The 18,816-nt window shown below is 58.2% G+C and carries 18 protein-coding genes; 17 read left to right on the top strand and 1 reads right to left on the bottom strand.

Annotation, left to right across the window (positions count from 1 at the left end):
* Positions 1-66: 66 nt before the first annotated feature.
* The 13 genes from peaA (at position 67) to ABD013_RS16015 (ending at position 14,644) form a co-directional block, all read left to right on the top strand.
* Positions 67-1,668: a quinohemoprotein amine dehydrogenase subunit alpha gene (peaA, locus tag ABD013_RS16075; RefSeq protein ID WP_343808265.1), complete on the top strand. Its 1,602-nt coding sequence runs from the start codon at positions 67-69 to the stop codon at positions 1,666-1,668.
* 54 nt (positions 1,669-1,722) lie between these two features.
* On the top strand, positions 1,723-3,153 hold the full coding sequence (gene peaB, locus ABD013_RS16070) for a quinohemoprotein amine dehydrogenase maturation protein (RefSeq protein ID WP_425543418.1): 1,431 nt from the start codon (positions 1,723-1,725) through the stop codon (positions 3,151-3,153).
* 1 nt (position 3,154) lies between these two features.
* Positions 3,155-3,478, top strand: a complete 324-nt coding sequence (gene qhpC, locus ABD013_RS16065; RefSeq protein ID WP_343808260.1) for a quinohemoprotein amine dehydrogenase subunit gamma — start codon at positions 3,155-3,157, stop codon at positions 3,476-3,478.
* A gap of 13 nt (positions 3,479-3,491) precedes the next feature.
* On the top strand, positions 3,492-4,610 hold the full coding sequence (peaD, locus tag ABD013_RS16060) for a quinohemoprotein amine dehydrogenase subunit beta (protein WP_343808257.1): 1,119 nt from the start codon (positions 3,492-3,494) through the stop codon (positions 4,608-4,610).
* A gap of 129 nt (positions 4,611-4,739) precedes the next feature.
* A complete protein-coding gene (locus tag ABD013_RS16055) occupies positions 4,740-6,467 on the top strand; it encodes an ABC transporter ATP-binding protein (protein ID WP_343808254.1) in 1,728 nt (575 codons plus the stop codon).
* Positions 6,457-7,173 (top strand): subtilisin-like serine protease QhpE, encoded by a 717-nt coding sequence (qhpE, locus tag ABD013_RS16050; protein ID WP_343808251.1) that lies wholly within the window; start codon positions 6,457-6,459, stop codon positions 7,171-7,173. Before ABD013_RS16055 ends, qhpE begins: the two co-directional genes overlap by 11 nt.
* Complete coding sequence (gene qhpG, locus ABD013_RS16045; RefSeq protein ID WP_343808248.1) at positions 7,166-8,491, top strand: flavin-dependent monooxygenase QhpG; 1,326 nt, start codon at positions 7,166-7,168, stop codon at positions 8,489-8,491. Before qhpE ends, qhpG begins: the two co-directional genes overlap by 8 nt.
* Positions 8,492-8,576: 85 nt before the next feature.
* Complete coding sequence (locus tag ABD013_RS16040) at positions 8,577-9,350, top strand: TIGR01458 family HAD-type hydrolase (RefSeq protein WP_343808245.1); 774 nt, start codon at positions 8,577-8,579, stop codon at positions 9,348-9,350.
* 92 nt (positions 9,351-9,442) lie between these two features.
* Positions 9,443-10,150 (top strand): NAD(P)-dependent oxidoreductase, encoded by a 708-nt coding sequence (locus ABD013_RS16035; RefSeq protein ID WP_343808242.1) that lies wholly within the window; start codon positions 9,443-9,445, stop codon positions 10,148-10,150.
* 214 nt (positions 10,151-10,364) lie between these two features.
* Positions 10,365-11,087 (top strand): DNA/RNA nuclease SfsA, encoded by a 723-nt coding sequence (gene sfsA / locus ABD013_RS16030; RefSeq protein WP_343808239.1) that lies wholly within the window; start codon positions 10,365-10,367, stop codon positions 11,085-11,087.
* A 240-nt stretch (positions 11,088-11,327) separates the two neighbouring features.
* A complete protein-coding gene (locus ABD013_RS16025; protein ID WP_343808236.1) occupies positions 11,328-12,131 on the top strand; it encodes a phosphate/phosphite/phosphonate ABC transporter substrate-binding protein in 804 nt (267 codons plus the stop codon).
* The gene (locus ABD013_RS16020) at positions 12,124-13,416 is read left to right on the top strand and encodes a GGDEF domain-containing protein (protein ID WP_343808233.1); all 1,293 of its coding nucleotides are present in this window, start codon (positions 12,124-12,126) and stop codon (positions 13,414-13,416) included. Before ABD013_RS16025 ends, ABD013_RS16020 begins: the two co-directional genes overlap by 8 nt.
* 85 nt (positions 13,417-13,501) lie before the next feature.
* A complete protein-coding gene (locus ABD013_RS16015) occupies positions 13,502-14,644 on the top strand; it encodes a sterol desaturase family protein (RefSeq protein WP_343808231.1) in 1,143 nt (380 codons plus the stop codon).
* A gap of 44 nt (positions 14,645-14,688) precedes the next feature.
* On the opposite strand, the gene ABD013_RS16010 is transcribed toward ABD013_RS16015, so the two are convergent.
* Positions 14,689-15,240 carry a cysteine hydrolase family protein gene (locus ABD013_RS16010; RefSeq protein ID WP_343808228.1) on the bottom strand — a complete coding sequence of 184 codons (552 nt, stop codon included), beginning with the start codon at positions 15,238-15,240 and terminating at the stop codon, positions 14,689-14,691.
* Between the two features lie 96 nt (positions 15,241-15,336).
* On the opposite strand from ABD013_RS16010, the gene ABD013_RS16005 reads away from it, so the two are divergent.
* From ABD013_RS16005 to ABD013_RS15990, 4 genes are all read left to right on the top strand, one after another.
* A complete protein-coding gene (locus tag ABD013_RS16005; protein WP_343808225.1) occupies positions 15,337-16,302 on the top strand; it encodes a GlxA family transcriptional regulator in 966 nt (321 codons plus the stop codon).
* Positions 16,303-16,413: 111 nt separating this feature from the next.
* Positions 16,414-17,019: a DUF2238 domain-containing protein gene (locus ABD013_RS16000; protein WP_343808221.1), complete on the top strand. Its 606-nt coding sequence runs from the start codon at positions 16,414-16,416 to the stop codon at positions 17,017-17,019.
* A gap of 7 nt (positions 17,020-17,026) precedes the next feature.
* Positions 17,027-17,659, top strand: coding sequence for a LysE family translocator (locus tag ABD013_RS15995; RefSeq protein ID WP_343808218.1), 633 nt, complete (start codon positions 17,027-17,029; stop codon positions 17,657-17,659).
* 127 nt (positions 17,660-17,786) lie between these two features.
* Entirely contained in the window at positions 17,787-18,803 is a 1,017-nt protein-coding gene (locus tag ABD013_RS15990; protein WP_343808215.1) for an amino acid ABC transporter substrate-binding protein, read from the top strand.
* Positions 18,804-18,816: the final 13 nt, after the last annotated feature.

Genomic DNA, 18,816 nt, shown 5'->3' with positions numbered 1-18,816 from the left:
CCGAGGCACTGCGCCGCCTTTTCCGCTCTGGCGAACAACAAGATCCATCTCATCAGTGAGGGAGTGATGGCATTGAGTAATAATAATTCGAAGCGTGCAGCGCTTGGCACCGGCGTGCTGGTCCTGGCAGGACTGGCCGGAACACCGGCGCTGGCTCAGGACGCACAACAGATCATCCGGGATCGCTGCCTGGCCTGTCATACCGAAAGCGGCACGGCAGAGGCACCGAGCTTCTCGCGCATCAGCGAACAGCGCAAAACCCCTGAAGGCTGGCTGATGACCATCAATCGCATGACTCACTTGCGTGGCCTCCAGCTGCCGGTCGAGGAGAAGCGAGCGCTGGTCAAGTATCTGGCTGACACCCAGGGGCTGGCGCCCGAGGAAGCTGCCGGTTACCGCTACCTCCTGGAGCAGGATACCAATACGGTCGAGAACAGCATCAATCAGGGGCTGGCGGAAACCTGTGGTCGCTGTCACTCCGAAGCGCGCTTTGCCCTGCAGCGCCGTACCGAGGAAGAGTGGAAATACCTGGTCAACTTCCACATGGGCCAGTTCCCGACCACCGAATTCCATTCACTGGCACGTGATCGCCAGTGGTACCAGATCGCTCATAACGATACAGCGGCCGAACTCGGCAAGCGCTTCCCGTTGATCACCCAGGAATGGAACAACTGGCAGAAAGCGGCCAAGAGTGACCTGATGGGTCGCTGGCGCGTCACCGGTTTCATCCCGGGCAAGGGTGAATTCGATGCCTGGATGAGTGCCGCCAAGACGTCTGAAGGTCATTACGCTGTTAGCCTGGAAGGTCAGTATTCCGACGGTTCTGCGCTGCAGGGTGAGGGCAAGGCTACTGTTTATACCGGTTACGAATGGCGTGCCAGCCTGACCATCGATGGCGTGAAAATGCGTCAGGTGATGGCGGCTGACAAGAAGGGCAACACGCTGGAAGGTCGCATGTTCCTGGCTGCCGAGCGTGAAATCGGTGGCGAACTGAATGCCGTGCGTGATCAGGGCAAGGCTCAGCTGGTTGCGATCCAGCCGGCTTACCTGCGCGCTGGCCAGAGTGCCGAGCTGACGCTGATCGGCCAGAATCTGCAAGGCGACATCGACCTGGGTGAAGGTGTTGTGGTTGAGAAGGTCCTGTCCCGTGGCGCCGATCGTATCACTGTTATCGCCAAGGCGACCGGTGCTGAAGGCCTGCGTTCAGTGGCCGTTGGCGAGTCTGCCAAGGCAAGCCTGGTGGTCTACAGCGAACTGGCTCGTGTCGATGTTACTCCGGCCAATGCGGTCACCCGTAATGGTGGCGCTGGCAGCGCCATGGCCAAGGTACGTGCCAACTACCGTGCCGTGGGTTACAGCGCCGGTGCCGATGGCAAGCCGGGTACCGAAGACGACCTGCGCCTGGGCTACATGCCGGCCAGCTGGAGCATCAAGCCGGCTGACGAAGTGGCGGCTCACGACAAGGATGAGCAGTACGCGGGCAGCATCAATGCCGCGGGTATCTTCACCCCGGGTGATGCCGGTCCCAACCCTGAACGCAAGATGTCGGCCAACAACGTCGGCCGTCTGACCGTGGTGGCCACTGTTGCCGACGGCAACACCAAGGTCGAGGGTGAGGGCAGCATGCTGGTAGCGGTACAGGACTTCGTTCGCCGCGTACTGGATTAAGCCTGTAGACACCCCCAACAAGTAGCCACCCAACAGAACAAAAAAGAGGTGAATATGGGCGCCATGACGCTAGTGAAACCGAATCTGCACCGGGTTGATGTCGATGCCCGGCAGATGCTGTTTCACATCCCCAGCAGTAGTATCTTCGAGCTTGATGAGCTGGGTCGCGAGCTGCTGCAGGTGTTCGACCGCCACGAACAGGTAGAGCCTGATCACCTGGCCGAACTCCGGGCGCGCTATTCGCAGGACGCGGTCAACGAAGTGCTGGACGAGCTGCGCACTCTGGAGGTGATCTCCGAGGCCGGAGCCGTGGCCCGGATCAATCCCGATCCGCAGAAGGTGGACAAGTTTCCGCTCAATACCGTGGTGTTGAACGTGAATACCGGCTGTAACCTCAGCTGCACCTACTGCTACAAGGAGGATCTGACCACTCCGTCCAAGGGCGAGAAGATGGCCTATGACACGGCGATCAAGTCGGTCGAAATGCTGCTGAAAGAGTCGCCGAATCAGCCCGCCTACAACGTGGTGTTTTTCGGCGGCGAACCGCTTTCCAACATGCCGCTTATCCGTGAGGTAGTGGCGTATTGCGAGCAGCGTTTTGCCGAGCTGGATGCCACGGTGGACTTCACCATGACCACCAACGCTACCCTGCTCAATGAAGAGCTGGTGGACTGGTTCAATGCGCATCGTTTCGGTTTGACCATCTCCATGGATGGACCCAAGGCGATGCACGACAAGAACCGTATCACTGTTGGCGGTCAGGGTACCTACGATGTGGTCAAGCGCAAGGTGGACATGCTGCTCAAGCGCTATACGGCCCGTCCAGTAGGCTGTCGCGTTACCTTGACCCGCGGTATCACCGATGTAGAGGCGATCTTCGATCACCTCTACGGCGAGCTGGGCTTCTTCGAGGTCGGTTTCGGTCCGGTGACCTCCGGTGACATTGCCGAGTTCAACTTGACTGGTGAAGAGCTGGTTGAAGTGTTCGCGGGGATGAAGCGTCTTGGCAAGCGTTATCTGGAAGCCGCGCTGCGCAATGAAAACTTCGGCTACGGCAACATGCACCAGCTGATCACCGATATGTACGAGGGCAACAAGAAACTGGTGCCCTGCGGTGCCGGGATCGGTCTGCTGGCGGTAGACAAGGATGGCGGGCTCAACCTCTGCCACCGTTTCACCGGCTCGGACCTGCCCACCTTCGGTGATGTGGAAACCGGCATCGACAAGGCCAGTCTGGGCCAGTTTGTCGAAAAGCGTCTGGACCGCAGCAATACAGGCTGTGAAACCTGCCGTATCCGTAACCTCTGTTCGGGTGGTTGCTACCACGAAAGTTACGCCAAATATGGAGATCCGACGCATCCTTCCTACCACTACTGTGACCTGATGCGAGACTGGGTCGATTTCGGTGTGGAAGTGTATTCGCGGATCATGCTCGAGAACCCGGGGTTCTTCGAAGCATACGTCTCTCCCAGGAGGAGTGCCTGATATGAAACATCTGAAGTCTCTGAACAAGAAAGCACAGCTGATCAACAAAGCGATCAGCCCGGAAGAAGTTGAAGACGTGGTCGCCATGCAGACCGTGGTTGGCTGTACTGCCACGACTGACCCGGGCTGGGAGCTGGACCCCTTCGGCGGTCTGGGCTCACTCTGCCAGCCGATGGAATCTGATCTCTACGGCTGTGCCGATGCCTGCTGGTGGCCGGCTCAGGTGCCGGACACCATGCATACTTACCCGGAATGGGGTAAGGATGTGGCGAAGGCCGACAAGGACTGGCGCAAGCTGGACGGTATTTTCGAGGATGCAGAGTAACAGGAGTCTGGTAATGAAACTGAACAAGCTGTTTAAACCAGCCGGACTCGTCGGCTCCCTGGCGCTGGGTAGCGCTCTATCAGCGGTTGCGCCTGCGGCCATGGCCGATCAGGAATACCTGCTGACCGTGACCCGTCCCAATCAGCTGCACGTGATCGATATGAGCACCAACAAGATCGCGCGTACCTGTGATATTCCGGGGCCTTTCGGTACCGGTTCCATCGCGCTGTCGCCGGATAACACCCATGCCTATGTGCTCAGCAACGGCACCAAGGACGTGTATGGTTTTGATATCCGTAACTGCGACATCACCTTCAAGGCTGAGCAGTCTTCGCCGACCGAGCAGGTGATTTCCATGCAGTCGATCACGGTCAGTGCTGACGGCACCGAGCTGTACACGGTACAGAACCCGGTCAAGAAACTGCGTGATCGCTTCGAAGTGGAACAGCCGCGCCTGGCGGTATTCAACATTGCCGATGGCATGAATGCCAAGGTCGTGCGCACCTTCCCGGTGGATCGCCGTATCACCAAGATCGCGACTACTGCTCAGAATGAAATCATTCTCGGTGGTGCCGACCTGAAAGCGATCAACCCGAAGACCGGCGAAATCCGTATCGTCACCAAGCTGGCCAACTGGGAAAAAGGCCCGCTCTGGTTGCCGCCTGATGCCTTTGCCATGCACTCCCAGGGGGAACAGGCTGATGAATACATCATGCCGTACGTAACCGCCAAGTTCGATTCAGAAGAGTGGAACTTCGAAACCGCCGAATGGTGGTGGGGCATGAGCCGTGTGGACCTGAAGACCGGCAAGGCGGAACGTATGGAGACGATTCCGTTCGAGTTCATCATCTTCAACTTCATCACCGATCCGCGTGACTCCAATATCCTGTACGGCAGCTTCAATACCCTGTCCAAGCACGATATCAGTCAGAACAAGACGCTTGCGGTCCGTGAAATGGAACACACCTACTATGACCTGAACATTTCAGGTGACGGCAAGACCCTCTATGTCGGCGGTACCAGCAGCGATATCTCGGTCCATGACAGCGATACGCTGGAGAAGATCGGCTCCATCCAGCTGACGGGCGACATGTCGACCTCTGACCTGCGTGTGGCCACCATCAAGGACTGATACCTGACGCGACCTTCAAATCAGGTATAGTCAACGGGAGGTGCCGGCAACGGCCCTCCCGTTTTTGTTTTATGGCAGGTTCATGCGAACACCGCGGCTGCGGTACGGAATAACAAGAAGGAACAGAATATGCTGAACTGGCTGGTACGCGCGATCCATGCCCCGGACCGAAGCCGTCTGGAGCAGGGGTTTCGCTGGTTGTACAGCTTCGTCAAGCCTCAGCGTCGAGCCATTGCCGGCTTGCTGGGGCTGTCATTCATCGGCTCGGCATTTGTGCTGCTGCAGCCCTGGCTGACCAAAATGCTGATCGATGATGGCCTGATTGCCAGGGACTACAGCGTACTGGTACAGCTGGCGATCGCCATGATTCTGGTCGGTATCTTCAGCACGGCCCTGTCCGGGGTCAATCGCTACCTGCATACCCGCCTGTCTGGTCGCATTCTGTTTGCCTTGCGCACCGATCTATACGCGCACCTGCAACGGCTGTCCCCGGTTTTTTTTGGCCAGCGCCGCATTGGTGACCTGCTGTCTCGAATCGATGGTGACGTGGCGGCGATCCAGCGCTTCGCCGTGGACAGCCTGTTTTCGGCAGTGAGCAGCATTATCGGACTGGTCGGCGCGTTGGTGCTGCTGGTGGCGCTGTCCTGGCAGTTGTCGCTACTGGTGCTGGTGCTGATTCCGCTGGAGGTGATCTGGCTGCGCTGGATGCGGCGCAAGGTGGAGGTGCGCACCCGTGAGATGCGCGAACGTTCGGCTGACCTGTCCAGCTTCCTGGTGGAAACCCTGCCGGCGATGAAGTTCATCCAGTCCAGTGGTCAGGAGAATCGTGAACGCACCCGACTGGGTGGCCTCAATGACAGTTACCTGGACAAGCTGCTGCAGCTGCAGGTCACCGAATTCTTTACCCATGCGATTCCCGGCACTCTGACCTCCATCACGCGCGCCGCCGCCTTCCTGATTGGTGGCTGGTGGGTGATTCAGGGACAGTGGCAGCTGGGTTCGCTGATTGCTTTTTCCACCTATCTGGGCATGGCGACCGGGCCGGTGAACAGCCTGCTGGGACTTTATGTGGCGATTCAGCGCATGAGCGTCAGCCTGAACCGGGTCAGCGAGCTGCGCCTGACCGATGCCGACATCGACTCTCCGGCTGAACCCAAGACATTGCCTACGCCACTGAAGGGCGAGATCCGTCTGGAGGGCGTCAGCTTTGCCTATACCGGTCGTGATCCGGTACTGAACACGGTCAGTGCTGAACTGCTGGCAGGCAAGAAAATCGCGCTGGCGGGTGCCTCGGGGGCCGGCAAGTCGACCCTGATCGACCTGCTGCAGCGCCATTATGACCCCAGTGAGGGGCGGGTGCTGCTCGATGGCGTCGATATTCGTCAATTGGGCCTGGCCGATCTGCGTCGCAGTATTGCGGTGGTATCCCAGGAGATCACCCTGTTCAGGGGTTCCCTGGCCGACAACCTGCGTTACGCCTGTCCAACGGCCAGTGATGAGCAGGTCCGCGAAGCGGCGCATGAAGCCCAGCTGGACGAGCTGATTCAGCGCTTGCCGCAGGGGCTGGATACGCCGCTGGGCGAGCGTGGTCAGCAGCTCTCCGGTGGTCAGAAACAGCGCATCGCCATCGCACGAGCCCTGTTGCAGCAACCGGCCGTGCTGGTGCTGGATGAAGCGACCTCGGCGGTGGACGAAGCCACCGAACAGCAGGTGATCGCGGCGGTGGACCGGCTCTTTGCCAATCGCACCCGTATTTTGATCAGTCATCGGCCGTCGACGCTGGCCGGAGCTGATCAGCGCCTGTTGTTGCAGAACGGCCAGCTGAGCGACGTGAAGGAGGTGGCGGATGCCAGCTGAACCCATTCGAATCGGCGTGGTGGACTCGGGGTTTTCCCCCGTGCAGTCGGTGAAGGACAGCGCCGCCTTTGTGCTGGCGGATAACCAGCTCTGGTTGGCCGAGGCCGAGCCGGATCAGCTCGGACATGGCACTCGCATTATCGATATCATCCAGTATCTGGCGCCAGAGGCTGAGGTGCTGTCAGCTCAGGTGTTCCATGATCGTTTTACAACCACGGCCGCTCAGGTGGCGGCGGCGATCGACTGGCTGGTGGAGCAGGGCGCACAGGTGATCAACCTGAGCCTGGGGTTGCGGCAGGACCGGGATTCCTTGCGTGAAGCCTGTCAGCGGGCGCTGAAACAGGGAGTGATCCTCTGTGCAGCCAGCCCGGCCCGCGGCGAGCCGGTGTATCCCTCGGGGTACCCCGGTGTCTTTCGCATGACCGGTGATGCACGTTGTGAACGTGACCAGATCTCTTACCTTGAAACCGAGTTTGCCGATTTTGGTGCCTGTGTGCGGCCGCTGGATGACAGTCCGGGCCAGTCCGGTGCCAGCCTGGGATGCGCTCATCTCAGCGGCCATCTGGCGCGATATCTGCAGCAGGCTCACGAGCCCGGCCTGAGCGATGCCCGCCAGTGGTTGATCGCTGCATCCAGTTACCAGGGGCCGGAACGCAGAAGCGCAGATCTCAGAAGTCCTGAACACAAAGGAGCCCAAGATGCTTGAATCGGATATTCTGGTGCTGGGGGGCGGTCCGGCCGGTGGTGCCGTGGCAATCGGGCTGCGCCGTATGGGCTACAGCGTTACCCTGGTTGGTGAGCCACGCCCCTTTGATGCGGTTGAGGGCATTTCCGATCGCGTCATTCAGGGCATGAAAGGGGCCGGGTTTAATATCGCGCTGAATGAAATGGCCGCCCCTTCGCCACGTCAAGTGACCTGGAATGGTCTGACCAGTGCCGCCAACACCGAACGGCTGGTACCGCGACAACGCTTCGACCAGGCGTTGCTGCTCGACCTGGCGCAGCAAGGGGTGCAGGTGGTGCAGGGCAGGGTCAAAGGTTGCCAGGCCGAAGGCCCGGGGTATAGGGCTGAGGTCGCCCTGTCCGAGGGGGGCGAGCAGCAGATCCTCGCAGGTTTTCTGGTAGAAGCCCGTGGCCGTGCCGCGCCGGCGGCTGGTGTGCCTCGGGTCAAGGGGGCACAGACGGTGTCACTGCTGCAGTACTGGCAGGGGCCGGCCGCCGAACCGCGCTCGGCGGTGCAGAGCTTCGAGGATGGCTGGGCCTGGATGGCGTTGCGCGGCGATGGTCGTCGTTACCTGCAGTTGACGCTGGATGTGGCCAGTGCCGATCTGCCACCCAAAAGCGAGCTGGGCGACTGGTGTCGGGCACGGCTGGAACAGCTGGAGCAGGCACAGCCATTTATCGAGGGCGCCGAGCCGGCAGGGGAGGTCTATGCCCGCACCAGCACACCGGTGTTGTGCGAACACAGTGCCGGTGACAATTGGATCAGGATCGGCGATGCCGCCATGGCGGTAGATCCGCTATCCGGTAATGGGATCTTCCAGGCACTGTCCTCGGCGCTGCAGGCCCCGGCCGTGGTTAACACCCTGATTCGCCACCCCGAGCGTGCCGTGCTGGCGAAAGCCTTCCACGAAGCGCGAATCGAAGGACTGTTCTACCGTTTTGCCCGTATCGGTCGTGACTTCTACGCTCAGGAGTCGCAATGGCCGCAACGCCCCTTCTGGCAGGCGCGCAGTCAGTGGCCGGACAGTCAGCCATTGCATCTTGAGGTGACGCCGGATCAGGTCAGCACCGCCAGGCGCCCGGTGGTGCAGGATGGTTTTATCACCGAGGCCCATGTGGTGGTTACACCGGACCAGCCGCTGGGCATCTGGCACTTGAACGGACTGCCGCTGGCGCCCCTGCTGGAGGCGGTGCGTGCTCAGTCAGAGCGTGCTCCAGCTGACGTGCTTGCTGGCAGTCTTGGCGAGGAAAAGGGAAGCCTGTTGGCTCAATGGATGAGGCAACAGGGCTGGCTGAGTTGATAGCCAGGACTGAAGTGCTAACCCGCTGCAGCGCCTGAGCCCTTCTATACTGGAAGCCATGGGCAAACAGGGGGGAGTGGCCGGGATGAAGGTATTTGAAGGCATTCGCGGTGTGTTGATCGACCTTGAGGGGGTTCTCTATGTCGGGGAGCAGGTGATCGAAGGGGCGGTTGATACCATCGACTGGCTCAGTGAGCATCAGATCCCCCATCGCTTTGTTACCAATACCACTACCCAGTCCCGGGATGACCTGTCGCGCAAAATGAAAGCATTGGGTTTTCCTGCTGAGCCGGGTGACATTCTGAGCACGCCTGCTGCTGCAGCTGCTTATCTACGCCAACAGCAGCTGCACTCTTGCTTTTTGGCTGTATCGGAGGCCATTCGCGACGAGTTCCAGGAATTCGCCTGCGTTGAGACTGCGCCAGATGCGGTCGTGATCGGCGATATAGGCAAGGACTGGGACTATGATCTGGTCAATCACATCGCTCAAATGGTGATGGCCGGGGCCCAGCTGGTGGCGCTGCACAAGGGCAAGTTTTGGCAAACCGATGAAGGATTGAGGGTCGATATCGGCGCTTTTGTAGCCGGCATCGAGTACGTGACCGGCGGTGAAGCCCGGGTGATCGGCAAACCCTCGGCGGCATTCTTTCAGGCCGGAATTGAGGCGTTGCAGTGCCCGGCCGAAAACATCCTGATGATCGGCGATGATATAGAGTCGGATGTGGCGGGGGCACAACGCTGCGGCATGAAAGGAGCTCTGGTGCGAACCGGCAAGTTTCGTCAGGAACAACTGGCTACGTCCGAGATTCTGCCTGATGCGGTGCTGGATTCCATAGCGGAGCTGCCGTGTTACCTGTAAGCAGGAAGGGCTTTTGTTGGTACAGCCGAAGAGTCCTTATGTTGAAGGGCTTGATACACGCAGGGCAATACTAACCGAGGTGGTTATAGCTTATGAAGATCTGCATCATCGGGGCGTCGGGAAAGCTGGGTCGGTACATGGTGCAGCAGGCGCTTGACCGGGGATATGAGGTCGTGGCTGTTTGTCGGCAGCAAAGCGTCGGCAAGCTTGATGACTTCAAGGACCGCATAACCCTCATGCCGGGAGCGACCAATGATCCTGATGTGATCAGGCAGGTGGTTTCGGGATGTGAAGGTGTGCTGACGGTACTGGTGCCCTGGGGTGTGCAGCAGTATGCGACAGGAACGGCGCAGGCCGTACTGGATTTCGCACCGGCAGACGCGAGGTTGATCTTTTCCTGCGGCTGGCACATTACACGTGACGGCAAGGACCGTTATTCGCGCAGGTTCAAGCTGTTGCTGGCGCTGTTTGGCTGGCTGGCGCGTGTTGTGCGTTTTGCGGACCTTGATGATCAGGTTGAAGCCTGCCGCCGTATCTTTGCCAGTGACACCCGTTGGACCGTTGTGCGGGGCAGTGATCTCGAAGAGGGGCCGAGTCAGGGGTTGCCCTTGTGGAGCCGGCATGTGGGCGACCCTGTACTCGAAAGTAATCTCACGCGCCGGGTGGACTTTGCCCGGTTCATGGTTGAAGCACTGGGCAACGACCAGCTTATCCACGAGGCGCCAGCGATCGTTGGCTGCCAGTCCCCTTCTGCACAGGCCTATGGCGAGACCGGCTGTCGCAGAGTGACCGATGTTTGAACGCCAATAAACCGAAGAACTGACCTAAGCATGGCCAGCTGTTTCTTTGGTCAGGACTGGTGTCATTCGAGTAATCAATACCTGTCTGCTATCTGATTGATTGTCAGAAGAATATTGAGGAATCCTGTATCCTTTAGTGCCTGTCGTTGGCCAGGTGGGACTGGCAACGTAAATCCTTCGGAAGAGTATTCCGATCCGCTGATCAGGATGCATGATGACATTCAATCCCCCTCTCGAACGCGTTACCCTGCTGCGCCGTTACAAGCGTTTTCTGGCCGATGTACGTCGTGCCGATGGCAGTGAGATAACTGTTCATTGTCCCAATACCGGCTCCATGAAGAACTGTGTGCTGCCCGGCGTGCCTCAGCAGGCGCTGATCTCGGACAGCGGTAACCCCAAGCGCAAATATCGGCATACGCTGGAGGCCGTGCAGGTCGCGCATGGGCATTGGGCGGGGGTCAATACCGGTCGTACCAATGCACTGGTGGAAGAGGCGATCCGTGCCGGTCTGATTCCCGAACTGTCACCTGAAACGGGGGTAGAGCGCGAAATTAAATACGGCGACAGCCGTTTTGATCTGGCATTGGGGACGAGGGCAGAGCCGCAAACCTATATCGAGGTGAAAAACGTCACTCTGGGACCCGGGCCGGATGACGAGGATGACGGCATTATCGCCTTTCCTGATTCCGTAACCGAGCGCGGCCAAAAGCACCTGCAAACGCTGATGCAGGTCGTGACCGAAGGGCGCCGCGCTGTGCTGTTTTTCTGTGTTCAGCATACCGGTGCACTGGTCGCACGTCCGGCGGACGAGATCGATGCCCGCTATGGTGAGCTGCTGCGCGAAGCCCGGAGCAAGGGTGTCGAGGTGCTGGCCTGGCGTGCACGGGTGTCTCCCGACTGCATTGAACTGGAGCAGGCATTGCCGTTACAGCTTTAGCAGTTATACAGCCATTGACCGCTTGTTGCGCTGGGTTCGACTCTTGGAACCGTTGCCATTATGCATACAGATCAAAAGAACCGGCAAAAGCCAAATGGTTGGCTTGTTGTTGCAGGTAGGGGTTTGTCACAATATGTATACAAAACAGATACATGTTTGCCGGGGCCTGGCATCCGGACAGGCAGATTGTCCTTTCAGCATTGAGAAGCAGAGCATATGAAGTACATCCTGATTCTCCTCATGTCCCTGATCGCATTACCTGTCAGTGCTCAGTATGAAGACGGGCAGAAGGTGTACACCATTGGGGTGGTCCCGCAATTTGAGCAGCGCAAGCTGTTTGATATCTGGCAGCCGATTCTCACGGCACTGGAGCACGAACTGGACTTCAAGCTGCAGCTGGTCGGCAGCCCGAAAATTCCGATGTTCGAGAAGAAGTATTTGGCTGGTCAATATGACTTCGCCTATATGAATCCCTATCACCTGCTCAAGGCGCACCAGACGCAGGGGTATGTGCCGCTGATTCGGGATGGCTCCCGACAGCTCAAGGGGATTCTGGTAGTCAATAAGGACAGTCCGTATCAGACGGTAGCGGATCTCGATAAACAGATTCTGGCGTTCCCTGCACCCAATGCGCTGGGGGCTTCCCTGCTGATGCGTGCTGACCTCATGTCGCTGTTTCAGCTGGAGTATTTCCCACGCTATGTGCAGACCCACAGCTCCGTTTATCTGAATGTGGCGCTTGGGCAGGCGGCGGCGGGCGGTGGTGTGCTCAGTACGTTGAAACAGCAGCCGCCTGAAGTGCGTGAGCGGCTGCGCGTGATCTATGAAACCCGTGGCATGAAGCCTCACCCCCTGTCGGTTCATCCAAGAGTGCCGGAGGAAGATCGTGAAGCTTTTCGCCAGGCGTGGTTGAAGCTGGCCGGCACCAGGGCGGGGAGCCGCTTGATGGCGTTGATTCCCATGGGGCAGCCGGCAGTGGCGACCATGGATGACTATCGCCCAATGCTGGACTGGAATCTGGAAGAGTATTATATCGTTGAGTAAGACTCAAAAAGGCCCGGTGTCAGGCATGGGGCTACGTCCCAAGTTTTCCCTGCTGTTGCTGGTGTTGGCCTGTTTTTTCATGGGCTATATCCACATTCAGGTGATCCCGGCAGTAGGTGAACGGACCGTCCAGGTTGAAGAGGACGCCCATCGGGGACACCTGAAACTGGCGGCCGAAGCGATCATCCCGCACCTGCTGGAAGGCGATCTTGCCCGCGTCTATGAGCTGCTGGATGCGATTCAGTATGACTCGCCCGGCTGGTTGCAGGTGGAGCTCTATAGTCCTGATGGCAGACGCCTGTATCCCCTGGGACTGCCGGATGATTATTCCTTCAGCTACGACATCATGGTTCTCGAAGGGCCTGTGGGTTTTTTACAGCCGCCGATCGCTACCTTGAAAGTAACGGTGGACATGACCGCCAGTTACGCAATGGCCGATGAACTGGAAAGCTCCCTGTTGATGGCATTGGCGATCCTGTTGTTGCTGTTGTTGCTGTTCGTCTGGTTCGAAGTGGAGCTGATGATCAGGCGCCCTCTTGGAATGATGCTGATTGCCGCGCGTAAACTGGTGAAAGGAAGCTTTCATGCGCCCTTGCCGGTACACCGCGGAGATGAGATTGGTGAGTTGGCCCGAGCCTTTGCGGATATGCGCGCATCAATGGAGCGCCACCATATCGATTTGGCAGGTGAGCTGGAGGTTCAGCGAAAGCAGACCGAGCAGTTGCAGTTGGCCAAGCAGAAAGCCGAATTTGACGCCATGCACGATGCCTTGACTGGTTTGCTCAATCGCCGGGAGCTTGAACGCAGGGTATCTATCGCATTGGATCATGTGCAGTCGAGCCAGGGGGGGCAGTATGCCCTGTTATTTATCGACCTGGATCATTTCAAGGCGGTCAATGATACCTGTGGTCATCCGGCCGGAGATGAGTTGCTGTGTGAGGTGACTCAAGTCATGCGTCGATGTATTCGCGAACAGGACGTGTTTGCGCGCATGGGCGGGGACGAGTTCGCTATTCTTTTGGCAGGCTGCGAACTTGGCTCGGCCGTGCGCATTGCCAACGATATATGCCGAGCTGTACAGCGTTACAGGTTTACTTGCCAAGAACAGAATTTCCGCGTCGGAGCCAGTATCGGGGTTACTAAACTGCGCCCGATGAGCGACAGCCTTGAGCAGGTGATAGCCGAAGCGGATGCCGCCTGTTACAACGCCAAACGCATGGGGCGGAGTCGAGTTGAGGTCGCGACTGTCGAGGAAGTGCGTCAGGCCGTTGCCGAGGAGGTTTGAACGAGGTCTGGTGGCGCTTCGTTTTGCGAGTAAGTCTGATTATCATGTGGCCTTATCTAATCATGGAACGATGAGGCATGCCCCCATGCAACCCGAACATCACTATCGCGAACGTCAGGTGGAACTCAATGCTCAGCGGGAGTTTCGCTTGGGTGAAGGCAAGATAAGCGGTTACTGCTCGCTCTTTCTGGGCGCATTGAGCCTGCTGGCCGTGTTCGCCTATCTCTATCCGGCTTATCTGACCACTATCGAGCTGCGTCAGGCCTATGATGCGGTCATGCTGCAGCAGGTGCTCAAATACGGCATGTATTTCTCCCTGCTGTTTGGCGTGCTGACCTTCTATTTCAACCGCTTCAAGCGACTGGGCGCAGCCGGTATCGGACTGACCCTGGTCGCCTTTGCCCTTGGCGGTTACCGCATTCCTGTTGGACCCGTAGAGCCGGTGCGGTTGTCGTTGGGTGTGGACTGGCTGATCCTGGCCTTTCTCGGTTCGGTACTGGTGTTCATGACCCTGGAAAAACTGCTGCCCAAATACCGAAATCAGGTGATATTGCGGCCTGAATGGAGCGTGGACCTGATCTATTTCTGCTTCAATCACCTGATGATCTCGGCGATCCTGATCTACGCCAACTACCATGCCAGCCACTTTGACTGGGCCGTGAGTGAGTCGGTGCAGGCCGCGGTGCAGTCGGCGCCTGTCTGGCTGCAGGTGGTGCTGATCATCCTCTGTGCCGACTTCGTACTCTATTGGGAGCATCGGCTGTACCATGAAGTACGACCGCTGTGGGCGATTCATGCCGTGCATCATTCGGTGGAGGAACTGGACTGGCTGGCGGGTTCACGCGGGCATTTTGTGCAGGTGTTCTCGGAGCGGGCGCTGGTGATGATTCCGCTTTATCTGCTGGGCGCTGATCCGGTGGCATTGAATATCTACGTGACCTTTGCTGCGCTGCAGGCGGTGCTGATCCACTGCAATACTCGTTTGCCGTTTGGGCCACTGAAGTATGTGTTGGTGACGCCCCAGTTCCACCACTGGCACCATGGCTCGGAGAAGCCGGCGATCGATACCAATTACGGTGCGCATACGGTGCTCTTCGATCGGTTGTTTGGTAGTTACCACATGCCCGCCGATCACTGGCCGGTGGAATACGGCACTACGGTGCGGTTGCCGCGCGGCTACCTGGCACAGGTACTTTATCCGCTCGAGCGCTGGCTGCCTCGCAAGTAAACAGGCCAGCCGGGGCCATGAATGGCTCCCGGCCGGTCTCGGAATCACTGACGTGTCAGCAGTTCATCGGTGCTCAGCACTTCGGCATAGGCGAAGGCCAGTGCGGCCATGAAGGCAGCGTGCACCTGTGCTGCAGGAACCTGAATGCCGTTGAACTCCACATCCAGCGTAGCGCAGGCATCATGCACCAGGGTATTGCTGTAGCCCTGGTCAGCGGCGGCGCGGGTGATGGCATCGATGCAGATATGGCTCATGGCACCGACGATCACCAGGTTGGTGATCCCTTCGCGTTGCAGCAGTTGCTGCAGTTCAGTGCCCTTGAAGCTGTTGACCTCGTGCTTCAGTATCTGGAACTCGCCGTTGGCAGGGTGCAGACTTTGATGGATATTGGCGCCCTCAGTGCCGGGAACAAAGAAAGGCGCTTCAATGGAAGTGAATTCATGGCGAACATGAATGACCGGCAGGCCACGTTCACGGAAGTCGGCCAGGACGCGAGTTGCATTGGCTGCCGCCGCTTCAATGCCTTCAAGGGTCCATTTGCCACCGGGGAAGTAGTCATTCTGCATGTCAACGATGATCAGGGCGGTCTTGCTCATGTGTCTCTCCTGTTGAGTGGTTGTTGTCGCTCATCCTAACGATCCCTGTTAGGCTGTGCGGGTGGCAGAACTGACAATAACAATGCTGAAACTGACATGACTCAAACCATCCATGTCGCCATACTGGTGATTCCCGGGACTGCGTTGTCCGCCGTCTATGGTCTGATCGACCTGTTCCAGACAGCCAATCGCATCCTGTCCGAACTGCAACAGGCGCCTGATCTCTGCTTTCAGGTAACACGCTGGCAGCTGGCGCAAGGGCAGTTGTCCGCGCTGGAAAATGACAATGCCTCACCTTCACTGGTAATCGTCCCTCCGGTACTGGAGGGACAGGCCTACCTGGAACCGCAGGAGGAAGTCTGTGCTCGGCTGTCAGCTTGGCATCAGCAGGGAGCAGTGGTGAGCTCCGCCTGTGCCGGCTCCTTTCTGCTGGCTCAGGCGGGGTTGTTGCAGGGACGCAAGGCGACTACCCATTGGCAACTGGAGGGCGTCTTCCGCTATGAATACCCCGATGTGGAGCTGGATACCGATGCCCTGCTGCTGGCGGATTCTGATCTGGTGACCGCCGGTGGCGTGATGTCCTGGATGGATCTGGGTTTGCACCTGATCGGACGTTATGTGCCGCCGACGGTGGTACAGGCGTTGGGGCGCTTTCTATTGGTGGATACGGGCGTTCGTCAGCAGAGTTTCTATCGCAGTTTTATCCCTGTGCTGAACCATAATGATCGGCCAATATTGGCGGTGCAGCACCACATTCATCGTGAATATACGCAGTCGTTGAGCATTGGTCAGATGGCGGCACTGGCCAACCTGACCGAACGCACCTTTATCCGTCGGTTCCACAAGGCGACCGGCATGAGGCCGGCGGAATATCTGCAGCAGCAGCGCGTGCACAAGGCGAGGGAGCAGCTGGAAAACACGGCAACCACCGTCGAGCGGATCGCCTGGCAGGTGGGCTATGAAGATGTCAGCGCGTTTCGACGCATGTTTCAGAAGCAGACGGGGCTGACTCCGAGCCAGTATCGCGAGCGTTTTGCCAACAGTCGTTTGAATACACGGTGACCGCCTGTGCGCCTCGTTACAGACACTGAAATCGGTACCTAAGGGGACTGTTTCCGCCATGGGGACAGGCTAAGATGAAGCGATGACAATGTGTGAAAGAAGGAGTCGTCAATGCGGACGGCGTTGTGGTTGACTCTGTATCTGCTGGTATTTGCCTGGTCGGCCTGGCAGCCGGCTGACCGTGTGATCTGGGTGCTGGAGGTTCTGCCCGCGATAGTGGCGTTGCTGATTCTGGCGCTGACCCGGCGGCGCTTCCCGCTGACCCCGATGGTCTATCTGCTTCTGCTGTCCCATTGTGTCATTCTGATGGTCGGTGGTCACTACACCTATGCCGAGGTGCCACTGTTTGATTCCCTGCGGGAACTGACCGGTGGGACGCGCAACAACTTCGACAAGCTGGGGCACTTCGCTCAAGGGTTCGTGCCGGCACTGGTGGCTCGGGAGCTGATCATCCGCTTACAGCTGATCAACGGCGTCGCCTGGCGCAACTTCTTTATTCTTTGCTTCTGCCTGGCGGTCAGCGCCTTCTATGAGCTGATTGAGTGGTGGGTGGCGCTGTTGTCTGAAGAGGCCGCCGAGTCTTTTCTGGGCACTCAGGGCTATGTCTGGGATACTCAGTCGGATATGGCCTGGGCGCTGTTCGGAGCGGCCCTGGCGCTACTGCTGCTCGGGCGCCAGCACGACCGGCAGTTAAACTTGATCAACAGTAAGACGTGAGAACAGTATGGATCTTCTATCGGCACTAATGACGGTTACCCTGGTTCACCTGCTGGCTGCGGCGTCTCCAGGGCCGGATTTTGTTATGGTCAGCCAACAATCATTGACCCAGGGGCGCCGGGCTGGAGTGCTCTGCAGTCTGGGTATCGCGTTGGGGTTGTCGGTGCACATCATCTACTCTTCGCTGGGCATGGCGGCGATGGTCAGTCATTCGGTGGAAATCCTGGCCATGCTGAAATATCTAGCGGCTGCCTACCTGATCTGGCTGGGTATCAAGGGACTGCGCAGCAAGGCCAGTGCCCAGGGGGATGAGGCACATCGGGCCGTCAAACCTCAATCCACTTCCAGATTGATCGCCATGGGGTTTGTCTGTAATGCCTTGAACCCCAAGGCGCCGCTCTATTTTCTGTCCCTGTTTACGCTGGTGATCTCACCGAATTCACCCTTGTGGCAGATCGCTCTACTGGGGTTCTGGATGATGTTGCTGCAGTTCGGCTGGTTCAGCCTGGTGGCATTTCTGCTATCGCGGCCTCAGGTTCGACGGAAGGTTCAGCGTGTCGCGCACTGGATTGACCGAGCTCTGGGGTCGGTCATGCTGGCCTTTGGAATGGGGTTGCTGATTTCGGAGAGCAAAGGGTGATATCGGGCAACAAAGCAGCCTGGTTGGTTTTTTCGGCTGGTTGATGCTGTTTGTCATGATGCAGTGCGTAAAGATCGTTACAATGCTGCCGATTATTGAAAGAACAATACCCAAGGAAAAAGGGCTCATGTCGTTTCGTCGTTACCACTCCCTGTTACTTGCCCTGATGTCACTGATGCTGCTGAGCGGGGCTGCCGCACACGCTGATACGCTGGATGAGGTGAAACGTCACGGCGATATACGTTGTGGTGTCTTTCCGGATGATCCCGGGCGCAGCGCCATCGATCAGAATGGCAACTGGCAGGGGTTTTATGTCGATTTCTGCCGTGCCACGGCCGCTGCCGTCTTTGGCGATCCCGACCGGGTGCAGTATGTTGAAGTCGATGCCACCACGCGCTTCACGACCTTGCAGCAACGGCAGACCGATGTGGTGATGTACAGTACTACCTGGACGCTGGAGCGTGAAAATCGCTACCAGGTGGCTTTTCCGGCGATCTATCTGTTTGATGGCCAGGGCATCATGGTGCGTGGCAGCTCGGACATTCAGCAGTTGGCCGACCTGAAGGGCAAAACCGTTTGTGTCACGGAGAATACATCCACCCATCAGAATCTGGTGGATGTGCTGGCGCGTCACAAGATCGAGGCAAGGATTCAGTTCAGCAACGGTGACAGCTTCTTTCGGGGGCACTGTGATGCCTACTCTGCCGATCGGATGAACCTGGCGACCAACCGGGCCAACCGGGCCGATAACCCGGATGAGTATCGTATCCTGCCGGACAACCTGTCGCGTGAGCCTATCGGTCCCATGGTTCGTAATGATGACCCACGCTGGGAGCGGGTGATCAGGGCCGTGGTGCATGGCCTGATTCTGGCGGATGAGAAACGCATCACTCAAGCCAATGTCGACTCCATGCGTGAGCACAGCAAGGACCCCGAAGTACTCAATCTATTAGGAGTGAGTGGTGATTTTGGCCGCCAACTGGGGTTGAGTAAGGACTGGGCCTACCAGATGCTCACCCGCGTGGGTAACTACGCCGAGATCTATCAACGCCATTACGGTCCGGGAACACCGATTAATGTAGAGCCAGGGCTGAACCAGCCCTGGTCCCGTGGCGGCCTGCTGTTTTCCCCGCTGTTTCGTTAAACGAGAGACCTGA

The organism is Marinobacterium maritimum, assembly GCF_039523155.1.
In the GTDB taxonomy this organism is placed as follows: Bacteria; Pseudomonadota; Gammaproteobacteria; order Pseudomonadales; family Balneatricaceae; genus Marinobacterium; species Marinobacterium maritimum.
The sequence above is the reverse complement of the archived record's forward strand: the minus strand, read 5'-3'. Positions and strand labels throughout refer to the sequence as shown.